The sequence below is a fragment of the Bacillus sp. FSL E2-0195 genome, assembly GCF_038003645.1.
Taxonomy (GTDB): domain Bacteria; phylum Bacillota; class Bacilli; order Bacillales; family Bacillaceae_G; genus Bacillus_A; species Bacillus_A mycoides.
The window spans coordinates 488,700-502,919 of the sequence record NZ_JBBOPN010000002.1 but is presented as its reverse complement, the minus strand read 5'-3'; the positions used below and the strand labels follow the sequence as shown (position 1 = coordinate 502,919).

Here is a 14,220-nt window from a genome sequence, read left to right as displayed (position 1 = left end):
TTTTCTATTATATTTGCACTTGAATAAATGCAAGTTAGAAAATGAAATTGAATTTCTATAACGTATACATAGGAAGAAATCCTTTTAAAAAGGAAGTGATTTATCATACAAATTCATGCTGTGAAAATACCAAAAAATATTGAAAATCATTTGTTTAATCAATTTAGTAACTTGATTTCAAATGAGAAGAGAGAACGAATGAAGCGTTTATTAAATTTATGTGATATTAATAGGACTTTGATAGGAGATTTATTAATCCGTTCCCTAGTTTGCCAAAAATATAAAATGAATAATGAAGAAATTAAATTTATATATAATGAGTACGGAAAACCTTTTGTTCAAAATTTTTCTGACTTTCACTTTAATATTTCGCATTCAGGAGAATGGGTGGTCTGTGCCACTGCTAATTCTAATGTAGGTATTGATATTGAAAGAGTTTCAGACATAGAGGCTCTTAAATTAGCAAATGAATTTTTTTCAGAGGAAGAATTTTATGATTTATCTAATATGAATTCTGATGAACAAATCAATTATTTTTTTGATTTATGGACATTAAAAGAAAGCCATATAAAAATGATTGGTAAAGGACTTTATATCCCGTTAAATTCATTCTCTGTAAAAAAAGAGTCACGAACTTTAATTTCATACACGAATATACCTCAAAACTTTTACTTTAGACAATATAATATTGATCCAAATTATAAGATATCTGCTTGTGCAACACGTGATGAATTACCGAATGAGATAATAATTAAAGACTTTTATACAATTGGCCAAAATATAAACAAATTTTAAAGTAAGGAGAAAATCTATGAATAAGACTAAACTTTTTTGCTTTCCACATGCTGGTGGCTCTGCGTTTAGTTACTCAAAATGGAAAAATTACTTTAATCCACATATTGAAGTAGTTCCAATAGAGTTAGCCGGTAGAGGATATAGAATTGAAGAAAGCCTGTACCAGAGTATGGAAGAGGCTGTAAATGATGTCTACAATAGTATAGTCAAGCAACTAGATAATTCGCCCTATATTTTATATGGGCATAGCATGGGAAGCTTGATTGCCTATGAATTAGCTAGAAAAATACAGGATTCTAATAATGTATTGCCTGAATTTCTTGTTTTATCCGGTAGAAATCATCCTAATAGTAAGATAAAAAATATTCGACATAACCTACCCGATGAACAATTCAAAAATGAAGTTATTGCAATGGGGGGAACATCAACCGAGGTACTACAATCAGAAGAATTAATGGGAATTTTTCTCCCCATTCTAAGAGCAGATTTTAAAATTGTAGAGACATATATCCATAACAACAATATACGAGCATGTGACATTGATTTTCTTGTATTGAACGGAAAAAAAGATGAATTAACTACATATGATGAGGTAAAAAAATGGAAACAATACACAAGTAAATCGTGTACCTTCAATTTATTTGAAGGTAATCATTTCTTTCTAAATGAAAATATTGAAGAAATAGCAAGTGGTATTATAAGAAAGTTAGAATCTAAAAGATTTTCAACTAGTTTTTAGAATATTTCTAGGTATACTTATGGTTGAAAAATAAAAATATTAAAGGTGAAAAATACAGGTTCTGTTGAAACATCATTGAATAAAGAGATAGAAAAAATGCAGATACAATTAGAAGCTGGTATACCACATTCCTACTTTAATAGTACGTATGCAAGTATAAAAGTACAGAACTCATCGGGTAGCGTTGTGTACAATAAAGAAATTGTGGGAAATAGACAACGAACTGCTGAAACCCAAACCGTTCCTGTAAAAGTTGGGGATTACATTGAACTTACCCATATAGAAGGGGAAGCAGAAAAGGAAAAGATACGAGCAACTTTAACTAATCTTGAGAATGGCAAACAGGAATATATGGGTAAGAAGAGAATATATCAGGTTACATCTACAGGACTAATAAGACAATAGATGAATCAAAAAGTTGGGGGAATCCTCAACTTTTTTGGTTAAAAAGGAGGTTCTGGTGCCAATATATGAAGAGGAACGATAGTAGATTTTTAACGGAATCGTATTTTATACTATAAGTCCGAAAATTCTGTTAATGAAATCTTTCTGATTTAGGAAAGACTGATTTTGTAAATCAAATAAAACAGGAAGCAAGATTTTTGGATATTCTCAACACTCTACATGTACGCATACAGAGCTAATAAATACATGAGCTGTGATAAAAATTCAGCTCTTTTTCAATTTTTTAAAGAGTGTATTAAAAGAAGGAAGTTTAATTTAAAAACGACTTTTCAGGTTTGTTTATTTTGCGTTTCGATGGACAAGTTAAAATAGGTCTTGTTCATTTTAAAAACATATGTAAAGACAGATAAGGACTTTAAATGTGTTTTTGGGGTTTTTAGGGGGAATAAAAAGGCTAGTCATTATTTAAGACTTAACCCTTTTCTACTAGCTGACGAATTGCTTCATTTCAATTACTTATCTTGTTATCGTGCCAAAAATCCTCTATTTATTTTACTTGTTCTTTTGTAAATGAAACTAAATTTTCATGTATGGGGAAAGATATTAGATGAAAGCAACCGGATTAACTAGAAAAGTAGATGAGTTAGGGCGTGTGGTAATTCCAAAGGAACTTAGAAATACGCTAGGTATTAAAGAAAAATCACCATTAGAGATCTTTGTAGAAGGTGAAGACATTGTTTTACAGAAGTATCAGCCTGGTGGTGTTTGTGCATTAACAGAAGAGGTGTCAAATCGTAACATAGTATTAGCAAATGGTAAGATAACATTAAATCCAGAAGGTGCGGAACTATTAATAAAAGAAGTAAAACAGTACCTTGTAAAATAAGTGGCCCTTACAAGGGGCTTTTTTTAAAATCAATAAAATAATTTCATGTACCGTATTTATTATAAAAAATAATAACACAACGAACCTAACACCGCTAAAGGTATTGATAACAAAACCAACATTTGATGATCCTGAACCATTATAAGATTTTGTATTCTCTTTTGGAGAAATATTATAAAAATCGCCTAAGTTGAAAGAACCAGTACTATTTTGTACGACAAGGTTTGCTACAACTGAGGGCATAGTACGCACCTAATTTCCTAGAAAGTATTTAAATTAGCATATGTTGTAATCATCTAGAGGTTCATTTTGATCTAAGAATTCGAAGTTATTGCTCGTGAAGATTTTAATAAAATAGTTATTTTATGATGAATAAATAAAAGAACCCGTTTGTTATAAACGGATTCTGTGTACAAGGAATGCAAGGAATACAAGGTAACTGGTCCAGAGAAACCTATATATTTCTTGGTTTGATAATAATGTATTCGAAGTAATAGAAATGGTTAATAAAAAGAGCACATTTTTATATGCACTCTTAGTAAGGTAGGTGAATGTCTCATGAAATAGAAAGAATCATAAAAATTGTAATCAGATTTTTATGATTAAATTTTTAATATTGTATTCCTTACTTGGATCTATTGAGCCTGTCACTGAAGAAAATGGTCAAGTGGAATCTAGAAGTAATTAAACAAAATTCTTATTTAACAACAAATAAAAAGAGCACATTTTTATATGCACTCTTAGTAAGATAGGTGAATGTCTCATGAGATATAAAAAATTCAAAAAATCGTAATCAGATTTTCATGAGTGAATTTTTTATATTGTATTTGTTACTTGGAGTTATTGAGCCTGTCACTATAAAAATAAAGAGCGCTTTTTAAGGTGCCCTATGACCAAGACTCATATCGAAAAGCCTACCATGATTAATGTATGTGCAGTTTTTTAATAAAATCCTTATTTGAAAGGGGAAAAATATCGTGAAATATGATAAACAAGAATGTCCGCAATGTAGCAAGCCAGTTAAAACTTTGTATAGACCATCAATGAAACATAAAGGGCCTAATCTTTGCTAATGGTGTAATCGAAAACGTATTAAAGAAGAAAAAGAAATGAACTTACAAAAATAAAAATCCCAGCTTTAAATGCTGGGACTTAGGGAAGTAAAGTTGTTGCAATTGTCGATTCCATATTAATGACTGTTAGGAACTTTAACAGTATAACCAATTGTTGATTATAAGTATATATAAATTCTACAAAATCGTTATTTTATCTTAAATAAAAAAGAGCACACATATAAGTGTGCTCTCAAATGAGAAAGGTAGAATGCTATGAATGGAAAGATTCCATACAATAACATATGCTTGTCCGGTTTAAATGTGAGAAGTTTTTATTAAAAACGCTATTTTAATAGAAAACATTTAAAAGGACCCACAGTGAGGGGGTGGGTCCTTTTAAAAACTAAGCATTCAAGGATTAACTATATATTACCAAAAATGGAGTGTGTTTTCTATGTGTTAATTGTTGATAAAAATTTTAATAAAAACTTCATTTTAGTAGAAAAGGAGAATAGATAATGAAAACTTTTACTGTAACGTTTACGGAAACTAAGGTGTACGAGGGAATTGTAGAAGCGGAAACATTAGAACAAGCAGCTGATCGTGTTCGTGATGGATATGTAGAAGAAGAGGTACTAGTTGAAAAGGACATAACTATTGATGAGCTAAAACTAGATCAAACGGAAGAAGTGGATAATAGTCGAAGTTTGGTTGTTAATTACGGAGAATTTAATTTTACAGATTTTAACCTTGCTGTTAATGCTCTTTCAGAGGAATATGGTTATGGAGGTGAAGCATGGGAAATGGTTGTGGCAAGCGGTGATTTAGATATACTATGTGACTTCTTAATTGATGATGGTCTAGATGCAGAAATCGAATGGAAATTTCATTTTGTAGAAATAAGGAAATTAAAAAAGAGCACCATGCATCAGTGCTTTTTCAGATAAGAGGTAACTCTTATGAGCGTAACGACTAGTTTAGAAGTATATGATTTGAAAAAGAAATAAGAACAAAATTTTATTATTTGCTCAATACAAAAGAGCAGTTAACAAGCGCTAACTGCTCATCCCTCAGAGAAAGGGAAAGAACATTACAGAGGTCACTGTGAATTCAAGCTGTATCAGCTCATTTATAGTATGGGACATAATTTGAAACTTTATTCGGGTAAACTAAAAAAAGGCAGCTAGCAAGAGCTAACTGCCCTGGTGAATAAGAAGAACGAAATGGTCATTCGTATTCAACCTTGGTGTACTTATATTGTTAACACTTTTTAGAAATTTATTCAATAAAAGAGCAGTTAGCCCAGCCAAACTGCTCCATACAGAGGTAATAATCTAGATGCATAGATATTATATGCCAAATTATTTATTTTATTCGAGACGGATTAAAGAATTTGTCCTTATTAGGGAAATATAGTTAAAGAATTTCTTTAAGAAACAGAAGCAGTAACCAAAAAAAAGAGCAGCTAGCAAAAGCTAACTGCTCTCCTAAAGAAAATTTAAGAAGGAAGTTCAAAAATTAAGTGTATTTATAGTATGGACAATATTTAGGAATTTATTCAAGGAGGAATTACTTACAGAATAAGAGCAGCTAGCAAAAGCTAACTGCTCGGCTCTCGACCAAGAAAGCTAGAGTGGGGAAAATCGACTTTTTTAAGCCTTAACTACATTGTTAGACAATGTTTAGAATTTTATTCGTGTAAAACATAAAAAGGGCAGCTAGTAAAAGCTAGCTGCTAAGCCTTCGGGTATGAAGGGAAATCTGAAACTGTATATACATTATTAACAGAATATTGGGTTTTATTCAGGAGTAGCCTAATTTGACACAATTTGGTCTTGATCGGCAACATCAGCATCGAATGTGTTTGTTGCACTAACACCATTAAAATTATTAACGATAAAAGCGACATTGGAACCGCCCGAGCCATTATAAGCTTTTGTATTTTCTTTTGGAGAAACGTTATAAAAATCACCTAAGTTGAAAGAACCATTACTATTTTGTACGACAAGGCTCCCGAGAATAGATGGCATATTTTTCACCTGCTTTCTTATGAAATATTTAAATTAGTATATGGTGTATGTGTCTAGAGGTTCATTTGAGTTTGAAAATTCAAGGGTATAGTTGATGAAAACTCAATAAAATAATCCTTTTACGAAAAAAGGTCCTGTTGTCTCCAACAGAACCTTTCTTAAAATGGCAAAGAGTAACTCTTACCTTACTCTTTGTTCATATACTACAGGATTGTTAATGAAAATCCTAGGCTCTTTATATTGAGAAATAAAGAAAAATATTCTAATAAAAATTTCATTTTGTATAAATAAAAACCCTAGTTTCCTAGGGTAATGGTATAACAGCTAGCAAAAGCTAACTGCTCACCTAATGGAGGTCTTGTTCCAACTAGGTTATCTACAGTATTGACGGAATATCGAGTTTTATTCGTGAAGAAATACGTTTAACTTAATGCATAGCCCACAATTAAAGTTAGTGTTAAAAACACTGATAATAAAAGTGTTAGTAGAACTGTTACTATGCTTCTAAGCATTGAAATCCAATTATCTACTTTAGAGAATCCTTTCATACCAGCAAAAAAAGTTCCTATTGAAAAATGAGTACAAAAAATAAAGGGTGAAAATAAACGACGTTTATAAAAGATGCATTCATTTCAGGTGTGCATACTTCAAGATATAAAAGAAAAAAGCAATGCAAACGAATGAAAAAATAAAGGACCATAAATTTATATTATGCTACATAGGTTGCTCCTTTGTTATCGAAATATTTCTATTGAATTTTAATGGAAAATATAAGAAAAAGATAGTGGTTATAAATTAAAATGAATTTTTTTAACAAAATAATCTTTTTGTGGGAAAAAGGACTTTATAAAATAGGTACAATTCACGTTTAGATTATTTTTGAATGTAATATAGGTATCAAGAGGAGTGAAACGCTCCAAAATGGAAATGAGAGACGTTTGCATGAAAGGGATGAGAGGAATGGCAAATGCAAAGAAAAAGAAAATAAGAAAAGCTATCGCTCGTCGTGCGATAGACGTTGATAAATACCAAGTTAACAAAGCTTGGAGAAACATCTTTGTGCAGGCTGGTATTATCAAATAAATGAAAACAGAATACAGTCCGGCTAGAAAACTAGAGGATACCAATTTTTAGAGCAGCAATAGAGCTGTTTTAAGAAATGGTGTCCTTTTTATTTTGAAAAGGGAGATGGAGAAATGAATGTGCTAAGGGATCAATTGCGTGAGTGGAATAAGCAATCAAAACAAGCGAAGAAGAAAAACAAGAAAAAACAAAAAGAGAAATTAAGCACTCGTGACATTGAAGATTTAATGGGGATTCGTGGACCAAGTTATGAACGTAGACGTGGAGCTTTAAGACAAAAGTAATTAAAAAATAAAAAGGGGTGGTCTTACATGACTAAACAATTATCTTTCTTACCAAAAATCGATAGAACGGCAACACAAGAGGAATTAGAAGGCGTGTTGGAAAGTGTACGTATACATAGACAATTTGGGATGATGCGTAAAGAAATGAAAGTCACTCCTTCTTATGAAATGCGCGAGCACGGTCCTACACATGTAGTTGGTAAGCCATTAGAAGATGTTGCCATAGCGAATATTCAACAAAGTAAACGTGAAGAATGGCTCGAAAGAATGTCATTACGTATTGATCAATTTCTAAATCGATTAGGAAACGGACGTGCAGGAAGTATCCAAAGGGATATTATTTGTAAACGTTATTTAGAAGAAGAGGATGTATGTGATTACATGGTTTATAACGAAATCGGAATGTCAGAGCGTACTTACCGCCGTTGGAAGTCTAAAGCATTTTATAAACTAGCTTTTGCACTTGGATTAGAAGTTTACGAGACAGAAGAGACTGGAGGTAATGAATAATGAATTTTGTTCAACCAATACGTAATCCAGAGCAAATACAGCAGTTAAAAGAGTATTTTAAGGAAAAGAGCTTACGTAATTACATTCTCTTCATTATGGGTATTAATACAGGCCTCAGAATCTCAGATGTTTTGAAATTGAAAGTAGAGGATGTTAAAGGCAGTCATATATCTATGCGGGAAAAGAAAACAGGGAAACAGAAACGAATACAAATTACTGCAGCACTGAAAAGAGAACTTAAATGGTTTATTGTAGAAAGAGAAGACAATGAGTATTTATTGCAGAGCAGACAAGGTAAGAATCGTCCAATTGGTCGTAGCATGGCATATAAGATATTAAGCGGAGCTGCAGCAGAGTTTGGATTAGATGAGATAGGGACGCATACGTTAAGAAAAACATACGGGTATCACATGTACATGCAAACGAAAAACATAGCATTACTCATGGAGATATTCAATCACTCATCAGAGAAGGTCACGTTACGTTATATAGGTGTAAACCAAGATGCAATGGATAAAGCAATGACTAGGTTTAAAATCTAATCACTGCTTATTTCTTTTTAAATCTAGGGGTAGCGCAGCATTTTGGAAAAAAACACGCTAAGAGTATGCAAGATTTTATACAGTTCCAGTAACAAACAAGAACCCTAAAACCGCGCTAAGATAGGAATGTATAAAAAAATGCATAGATTCATAGAACAAAAAAAGAAGGTTCCTTGGTGAGAGTACGGTTTCCTCCCTTTTCCTTGCTACCGATAATAGGACGTTATGTTAACCCTCTATGAATATCATATACAACCCACATTACATAATACATCATTTCTGCTAGATAGTATAATATGGAAAAAGGGGGATTCAAATGATAAAAGGGATTTTTGAAACACATATAAATGTAAGTAATTATAAAATATCCGCTGAATTCTATGAAAAATTACTCAATATCATTCCTTTATATGAAGATACTAATCGGAAATCTAAATTCTATTGGATTGGAAGTTCTGGAGAAGCCATGTTTGGGATTAGAGAAAACTATCCATCACAGGAGATTCAGCGTCAACATTTTGCTTTCAAAGTAGATATGACGGATATTATTAAAGCGAGAGATTATTTAAATAAATTAGGGATTGAATCTGAAAATTTTTTTGGTGGAAATTCCGAAGAATTAATGGTCTTTCCTTTTATGCCTGCTGTGTCAATTTATTTTACAGATCCAGATGGCCACTCGGTTGAGTTTATTTCCATGTTAGAAGATAAACCCAGACCGGAACTTGAAATTATGTCTTGGAAAGAGTGGGAATTTATACATGGAAGAGAACTACGATGAGACAATCCACAAACGGGCAAAATTAATGGGAGGACATTATGGAATTATTTGAATATGAAGAACGATTTAAGGAACAAGTAGAAAACTATAAATTATCTGAGGAACAGTTACAATTTACAGGTACACCAAAGAAATGTATAGAATTATCAATAGCCGATACTGACAGACATTCTATATTATTTCTTGTAAATGATGAACTTGTAACATTTTTCGTGCTTCATGAAAATGAAGGGGTAAAGCCTTACTCTGAAAATCCAAAAGCTATGTTATTACGAGCGTTTTCAACGGATTATTATTATCAAGGAAAAGGGTATGCGAAACAATCATTATTGTTCCTACCTGATTTTATTCGTAAAAAATATCCACATATAAATGAAATAGTATTAGCGGTAAATATAAAAAACATTAGTGCACAATCGCTATATAAAAAATGCGGCTTTATTGACGAAGGTGTACGAAAAATAGGAAAAAAAGGCCAACTTATTATAATGAGCTTTTATTTATAAATTAGTTATTGTGAAAGATTCAACAACTGAATTAAAAACATCATTATCTATTTTTTTGATATGTTGATTCAAAGTAACACAACAAAAATGACTTCCAATAACGATAATTATGTAAATAAGCTGTCCACATGGGCAGCTTATTTTATTTTTCCGCATAGCGTAGGTTGTTTTGCAAAATGCTGGTGGTATCCCTATACAGTTACTCATAATTTTCGTACTGTGTAACTCAAAAGAGAAAGTTAAATGAAATCAATGATACCAAGGGATTCAGCGAAGGGGGCAGTTACACACAATATAAGATATGGGTAAGTCGATTATTTATATGTTAAGATTATACTATAAAAAAGAAAGTAGTGATTGTGATGAGTGAAAGATGTCCGGTTTGTCAAAACTCTATTGAGGAACAACAATTAGTGGGAGTGGGAGGAGGACGTGTAGAGCAATATAAATGTGAGAATTGTGGTACATTTTCCATGGCTGAAGAAGCGAGATTTGAATTAAATGTAGAGCAGAAGAGAAAACTTTCTGCAATTTTAAGAAAGAGAACCATTAGAGGGATGGGGAAAATAATGATTTTTCTTAATCGACCAGATAAAAATCTTTCAGAATTTCCGTATCCTATTTATCTTTTAGAGGATCTATTAAGTGAATATCCAGATAGTGCTTCTGATAGGTTGGATGAGTCATTAATAAACTTAGCTAAATTGTCCAAATTTCCAGGTGACCCAGTATATATTCGTGAATCAGATAAATCTCTATTTTTTGTACAGAGTGTTCACTTGTTGGAAATGAAATATATAGCGACCCAACTATTTCAGGACGAACTGATTGAGATATCTAAGCTATCGGCAGCAGATTTCCCTGCACATATTACAGTTACAGCGAAAGGGTGGAATCGTATTGCAGAATTAGAAAAAGGAAGAGAAGCGGATAATAAGCAGGCATTTGTCGCAATGTCGTTTAGTCCAAAAATGGATGGTCCATATAAGAATGCAATCACAAAAGCTATAAAAGAGGCAGGATACCAGCCTATCAGAATTGAAGAAGCGGAACATAATAATGACATAACTGATGAAATTATAGTCAAAATAAGACAAAGTAAATTTGTAATTGCAGATTTTACCGGACACAGAGGTGGAGTTTATTTCGAAGCTGGTTATGCGATGGGACTAGGTAAGACTGTTATATGGACATGTAAAGATGACGATTTTAAAGATATTCATTTTGATACTAGACAATTTAGTCATATTAAGTGGTCAACAGAAAACGAATTATACCAAAAATTATTAAACAGAATTAAAGCAACAATTAATTAAAAACATGGCAGAGTCGTGACCGCTTTTTGGCAGTAAATGTGCCGGTTGTTTTGGAGTTAACGTGATATATTTGTATTGTGAGAAGTGGCTTAAAACACAACTCATAAAGATTCCTTTATAATCTATATGTTGTCTAAACGGTTTCATAATGACGGCACATAAAATCCGAAACCAGCAGATGGTAGTGATTGAATGATACCGTTATTAAGGAGAGCTTTTGCTCTTCTTCCAGTTACTTAATATTGTTGGAATAGTGTAGCGACATTTGGTGATTGGAAGAAGAATAAAACTTCATTTACCGTAATTAAAACACAAATCAATAATTGCTATAAAAGCATCCATTCGGGTGCTTTTTATTTTGGAGGAGGATGAATAATGGATTTAACATTAGATGGATTAGAGCGGTGTTTTAATGAGGCTGTAAATGAATGTGCAGAGTATTTAGCTGTTCAAATCGAACTGGACGGATTCCCTAGTGATGAAGTAATTATTAATCATAAGCAAAATATTGATACTAAGTTAGAGTATTATAGGAAAACGTACAACGAGGATTTAGAATATAGATACGCTCCAGGTATTCGTATTGTTGGATTTGCATATGGCTATTCGTTCTCAGGGATTCAACACGAATTAGGATTATTAGCGGAATAATGATTAAACCAATAGCAATTATCGTAGGCGCTGCCGTGATCTGGGTGGCGTCTTGTTTGTTGTTAAGGGATGATAAGGGCTGAAATAGACTTGCAATTTGAAGATTAGATAATAATATTATTACTTTAAAATGCAGAAAGTAGACTAATAAACAAGCTGTTTTTAACTTTAAATCATAGAATATGAGGAATTCTATTGTTAAGAGGAGGTAATCATATTTATGGGATGTAATGGTAATTTCAGACATTGCAGAGATTGTAATAGATTTTGGGATGATTTAATGTTTTGCAGACGCAGACATAGAGATTGTGATGACCGTCGTTGTAGACGTGACCGTGACTGCGATTGTGATGAATGTCGTCGCAGACGTAATCATGATCGTGATAATCGTCGAGATTGGTAAAGTCCTTTGAATGAGAGTGCTTCTTTACAGCACTCTTTTTGGTTCTGGTGCAAAAATAAAATAAAAGAGAATAACGCGCATATATTCCTAACGTAATCGTATCTTATGCTGCAAGTCCAAACAATTGATGGATGAATTCTTTCTGATTTTGGACAGACTGGTCCCGTAAATCAAGCTGTTCTTTTTTAATCATATGCATGGCTTCTACTCCAGAAAGAATGGATGTAGCTTTGTCAAAACATTTGAACCTTAGCATAGAACGGATTCGCTTCTTTATAAAGCGATGATCTTGTTCTACTATGTTATTCAAGTACTTTTGTTGTCTAAGTTGCATACCATCAGTTATGCTTTTTTCTTTTTTCAACTGTTCAATTGCTATAGGATAAGCTGGGTTCTTATCGACTGTTATAACACGTGGCTTTGAAACATGAAAAGACCGCAAGGCTTTCTTGAAAAAGCGCTTTGCAGCCTTCTGGCCTCTTGTTTTGTTTAGGGAAAAATCAATTGTGCTTCCTTTCGAATCAACAGCACGATACAAATACATCCATTGACCTTTTACTTTGATATATGTTTCATCGACTCTCCAAGAGTCATTTGTTTGTTTGAGGTGACGACGGATTCGTTTGTCCAATTCAGGACCATACTGATGAACCCAACGCATAATCGTTGTATGAGAAATGGATAAACCCCGTTCTTCTAGCATTTCCACCAAATCACGAAAACTAAGGTTGTACCGTAGGTACCATCTTACCGTTAACAAAATAATATCAGGCTGATAATGCTTCCATTTGAATACATTTTCCTTTTCCATACCAATCACGCACCCTTTCTAAAGTAATAGTAACAGTATGTCCAAGATTTATAGATTCATTGCAATTGTCCTTAAGTTTTTGCACCAGAACCCTTTTTTTGACTTGTAATTTCTGGATTTGTTTCAAATGCCAGGTCATATAAGTAGTCTGTTTCATCATTATTTAATTGCAAAGTTTTAGAAATACAATCAAGTACGAGTGTAGAAACCTTTATATCTCTTCCTTGCTCTTTGTTATATAAATGCACCAGTATCGTAAAAAGATTAACCGTCTTATTCTTATTGTATTTAAGGACCTTTTTGAATGTAGAAACTACTTATTAAAATAAGATGAAAACAAATATTTTAATTTTTCGGTATTTTCAAACTAATATTTATCAACATTTATTTGGAAATATTTGTAGTAATATATGTAGAGAAAATTATATTTTAATATTACAGAAAAATAATTTTAAAAATAAGAAGGAAGGGGAAATTATGAATTTAATATGTTTACCGTATGCAGGTGGTTCAGCAAGTGTTTTTAATACATGGACTGAGCTCTTATCCCCAGAAATTAATGTTTGTGGTATTGAGTTAGCAGGAAGAGGGCGAAGATTTCAAGAGGAATTAAGCATTCATATAATGGATGTAGTAGAAGATATTTATAATGCGATTTATCAGAAAATAGATAATAATCCGTATTCCATTTTTGGGCATAGTATGGGTGGGCTAATTGCATATGAATTGGGACACAAAATACAAGAAGAGGGACGGCGTATGCCGGAATTGTTTGTTTTTTCTGGAAGATCAGCTCCTCAATTTAAGAGTAAAGAGGTCGTCCATAAATATAATGATGAACAACTTTGTGAAAAAATTTTGAGGTTAGGTGGAACTCCGGCTGAACTACTTGATAATAAAGAATTGTTAGATATATATTTGCCTATTATAAGGGCAGATTATAAGATTGTAGAAACTTACAGTTTATCAGATCAACGTCAAGTACTAGATGTTCCATTTCATGTGTTTTATGGAAGCCAAGATAATGTTTTACTAAGTGAAATTTTGTTATGGAAAGATCATACCAGCAAAACATGTAATTTTTATGAATTTGATGGAGGGCATTTTTTTATAAAACAAAAAGAATCACTAGTAATAGATTTATTGAATCAACTTCTTGTTAGCAAATTATAGCAGAATGAACCTTTATGAAGTGATAAAAAACTTTTTAATATATTTCTTTTAATTAAAATATTAACTAATTTCATTATTTAGAATATTGACTTTGGTATTTTTTGTATATATTATAGAATTATATGGTATATTTTAAATAAAATAACATATACTTTATGTTTTAACATAGGGAAATGTTCAGCAAAGTTTAACATTATTGATTTAAAAATAGTTAATAAATTAGTGATTTTAATATAAAAGAATAATAATT

16 protein-coding genes and 4 pseudogenes are annotated in these 14,220 nt (G+C 32.1%); 15 read left to right on the top strand and 5 right to left on the bottom strand.

Annotated elements, in window-relative coordinates; translation table 11 throughout:
* Positions 1-120 precede the first annotated feature (120 nt).
* The 4 genes from MHH59_RS29845 to MHH59_RS29830 all read left to right on the top strand — a co-directional run bounded on the left by MHH59_RS29845 (position 121) and on the right by MHH59_RS29830 (position 2,825).
* On the top strand, positions 121-795 hold the full coding sequence (locus MHH59_RS29845; protein ID WP_003192751.1) for a 4'-phosphopantetheinyl transferase family protein: 675 nt from the start codon (positions 121-123) through the stop codon (positions 793-795).
* Positions 796-811: 16 nt separating this feature from the next.
* Positions 812-1,534 carry a thioesterase II family protein gene (locus MHH59_RS29840; RefSeq protein WP_144513558.1) on the top strand — a complete coding sequence of 241 codons (723 nt, stop codon included), beginning with the start codon at positions 812-814 and terminating at the stop codon, positions 1,532-1,534.
* Positions 1,535-1,564: 30 nt separating this feature from the next.
* A complete protein-coding gene (locus MHH59_RS29835) occupies positions 1,565-1,939 on the top strand; it encodes a putative mucin/carbohydrate-binding domain-containing protein (RefSeq protein WP_258550635.1) in 375 nt (124 codons plus the stop codon).
* A gap of 607 nt (positions 1,940-2,546) precedes the next feature.
* Positions 2,547-2,825 carry an AbrB/MazE/SpoVT family DNA-binding domain-containing protein gene (locus MHH59_RS29830; protein ID WP_215553215.1) on the top strand — a complete coding sequence of 93 codons (279 nt, stop codon included), beginning with the start codon at positions 2,547-2,549 and terminating at the stop codon, positions 2,823-2,825.
* 87 nt (positions 2,826-2,912) lie between these two features.
* On the opposite strand, the pseudogene MHH59_RS29825 reads toward MHH59_RS29830, so the two are convergent.
* A pseudogene (locus tag MHH59_RS29825) lies at positions 2,913-3,068 on the bottom strand (spore germination protein); the annotation flags it as partial.
* A 1,501-nt stretch (positions 3,069-4,569) separates the two neighbouring features.
* Here MHH59_RS29825 and MHH59_RS30960 point away from each other — a divergent pair.
* A pseudogene (locus MHH59_RS30960) lies at positions 4,570-4,758 on the top strand (hypothetical protein); the annotation flags it as partial.
* Between the two features lie 936 nt (positions 4,759-5,694).
* On the opposite strand, the gene MHH59_RS29815 reads toward MHH59_RS30960, so the two are convergent.
* Both MHH59_RS29815 and MHH59_RS29810 read right to left on the bottom strand, forming a co-directional pair.
* Positions 5,695-5,910, bottom strand: coding sequence for a spore germination protein (locus MHH59_RS29815; RefSeq protein WP_033729037.1), 216 nt, complete (start codon positions 5,908-5,910; stop codon positions 5,695-5,697).
* A gap of 422 nt (positions 5,911-6,332) precedes the next feature.
* A pseudogene (locus tag MHH59_RS29810) lies at positions 6,333-6,618 on the bottom strand (hypothetical protein).
* A gap of 252 nt (positions 6,619-6,870) precedes the next feature.
* On the opposite strand from MHH59_RS29810, the gene MHH59_RS29805 reads away from it, so the two are divergent.
* From MHH59_RS29805 to MHH59_RS29765, 9 genes are all read left to right on the top strand, one after another.
* Positions 6,871-6,993 (top strand): DUF3983 domain-containing protein, encoded by a 123-nt coding sequence (locus MHH59_RS29805; RefSeq protein ID WP_085960919.1) that lies wholly within the window; start codon positions 6,871-6,873, stop codon positions 6,991-6,993.
* Between the two features lie 113 nt (positions 6,994-7,106).
* Positions 7,107-7,277 (top strand): hypothetical protein, encoded by a 171-nt coding sequence (locus MHH59_RS29800; RefSeq protein ID WP_033729033.1) that lies wholly within the window; start codon positions 7,107-7,109, stop codon positions 7,275-7,277.
* Between the two features lie 27 nt (positions 7,278-7,304).
* Complete coding sequence (locus tag MHH59_RS29795) at positions 7,305-7,787, top strand: ArpU family phage packaging/lysis transcriptional regulator (RefSeq protein WP_033729031.1); 483 nt, start codon at positions 7,305-7,307, stop codon at positions 7,785-7,787.
* Positions 7,787-8,329 (top strand): site-specific integrase, encoded by a 543-nt coding sequence (locus tag MHH59_RS29790; protein ID WP_149191216.1) that lies wholly within the window; start codon positions 7,787-7,789, stop codon positions 8,327-8,329. Before MHH59_RS29795 ends, MHH59_RS29790 begins: the two co-directional genes overlap by 1 nt.
* Positions 8,330-8,645: 316 nt before the next feature.
* Positions 8,646-9,110 carry a VOC family protein gene (locus MHH59_RS29785; protein ID WP_340853606.1) on the top strand — a complete coding sequence of 155 codons (465 nt, stop codon included), beginning with the start codon at positions 8,646-8,648 and terminating at the stop codon, positions 9,108-9,110.
* A 38-nt stretch (positions 9,111-9,148) separates the two neighbouring features.
* Positions 9,149-9,616, top strand: a complete 468-nt coding sequence (locus MHH59_RS29780) for a GNAT family N-acetyltransferase (RefSeq protein WP_340853604.1) — start codon at positions 9,149-9,151, stop codon at positions 9,614-9,616.
* Between the two features lie 362 nt (positions 9,617-9,978).
* Complete coding sequence (locus MHH59_RS29775; protein ID WP_016093785.1) at positions 9,979-10,932, top strand: nucleoside 2-deoxyribosyltransferase; 954 nt, start codon at positions 9,979-9,981, stop codon at positions 10,930-10,932.
* 375 nt (positions 10,933-11,307) lie between these two features.
* Positions 11,308-11,583 carry a hypothetical protein gene (locus MHH59_RS29770; protein ID WP_340853602.1) on the top strand — a complete coding sequence of 92 codons (276 nt, stop codon included), beginning with the start codon at positions 11,308-11,310 and terminating at the stop codon, positions 11,581-11,583.
* Positions 11,584-11,803: 220 nt separating this feature from the next.
* Entirely contained in the window at positions 11,804-11,986 is a 183-nt protein-coding gene (locus MHH59_RS29765; protein WP_340853600.1) for a hypothetical protein, read from the top strand.
* 103 nt (positions 11,987-12,089) lie between these two features.
* Here MHH59_RS29765 and MHH59_RS29760 read toward each other — a convergent pair whose 3' ends face one another.
* Together MHH59_RS29760 and MHH59_RS29755 are read right to left on the bottom strand one after the other, a co-directional pair.
* Positions 12,090-12,797 (bottom strand): IS6 family transposase, encoded by a 708-nt coding sequence (locus tag MHH59_RS29760; protein WP_340853598.1) that lies wholly within the window; start codon positions 12,795-12,797, stop codon positions 12,090-12,092.
* 92 nt (positions 12,798-12,889) lie between these two features.
* Positions 12,890-13,027, bottom strand: a pseudogene (locus tag MHH59_RS29755) (transcriptional regulator); the annotation flags it as partial.
* 247 nt (positions 13,028-13,274) lie between these two features.
* Here MHH59_RS29755 and MHH59_RS29750 point away from each other — a divergent pair.
* Positions 13,275-13,970 carry a thioesterase II family protein gene (locus tag MHH59_RS29750; RefSeq protein WP_340853596.1) on the top strand — a complete coding sequence of 232 codons (696 nt, stop codon included), beginning with the start codon at positions 13,275-13,277 and terminating at the stop codon, positions 13,968-13,970.
* The last annotated feature ends 250 nt before the right edge of the window (positions 13,971-14,220 follow it).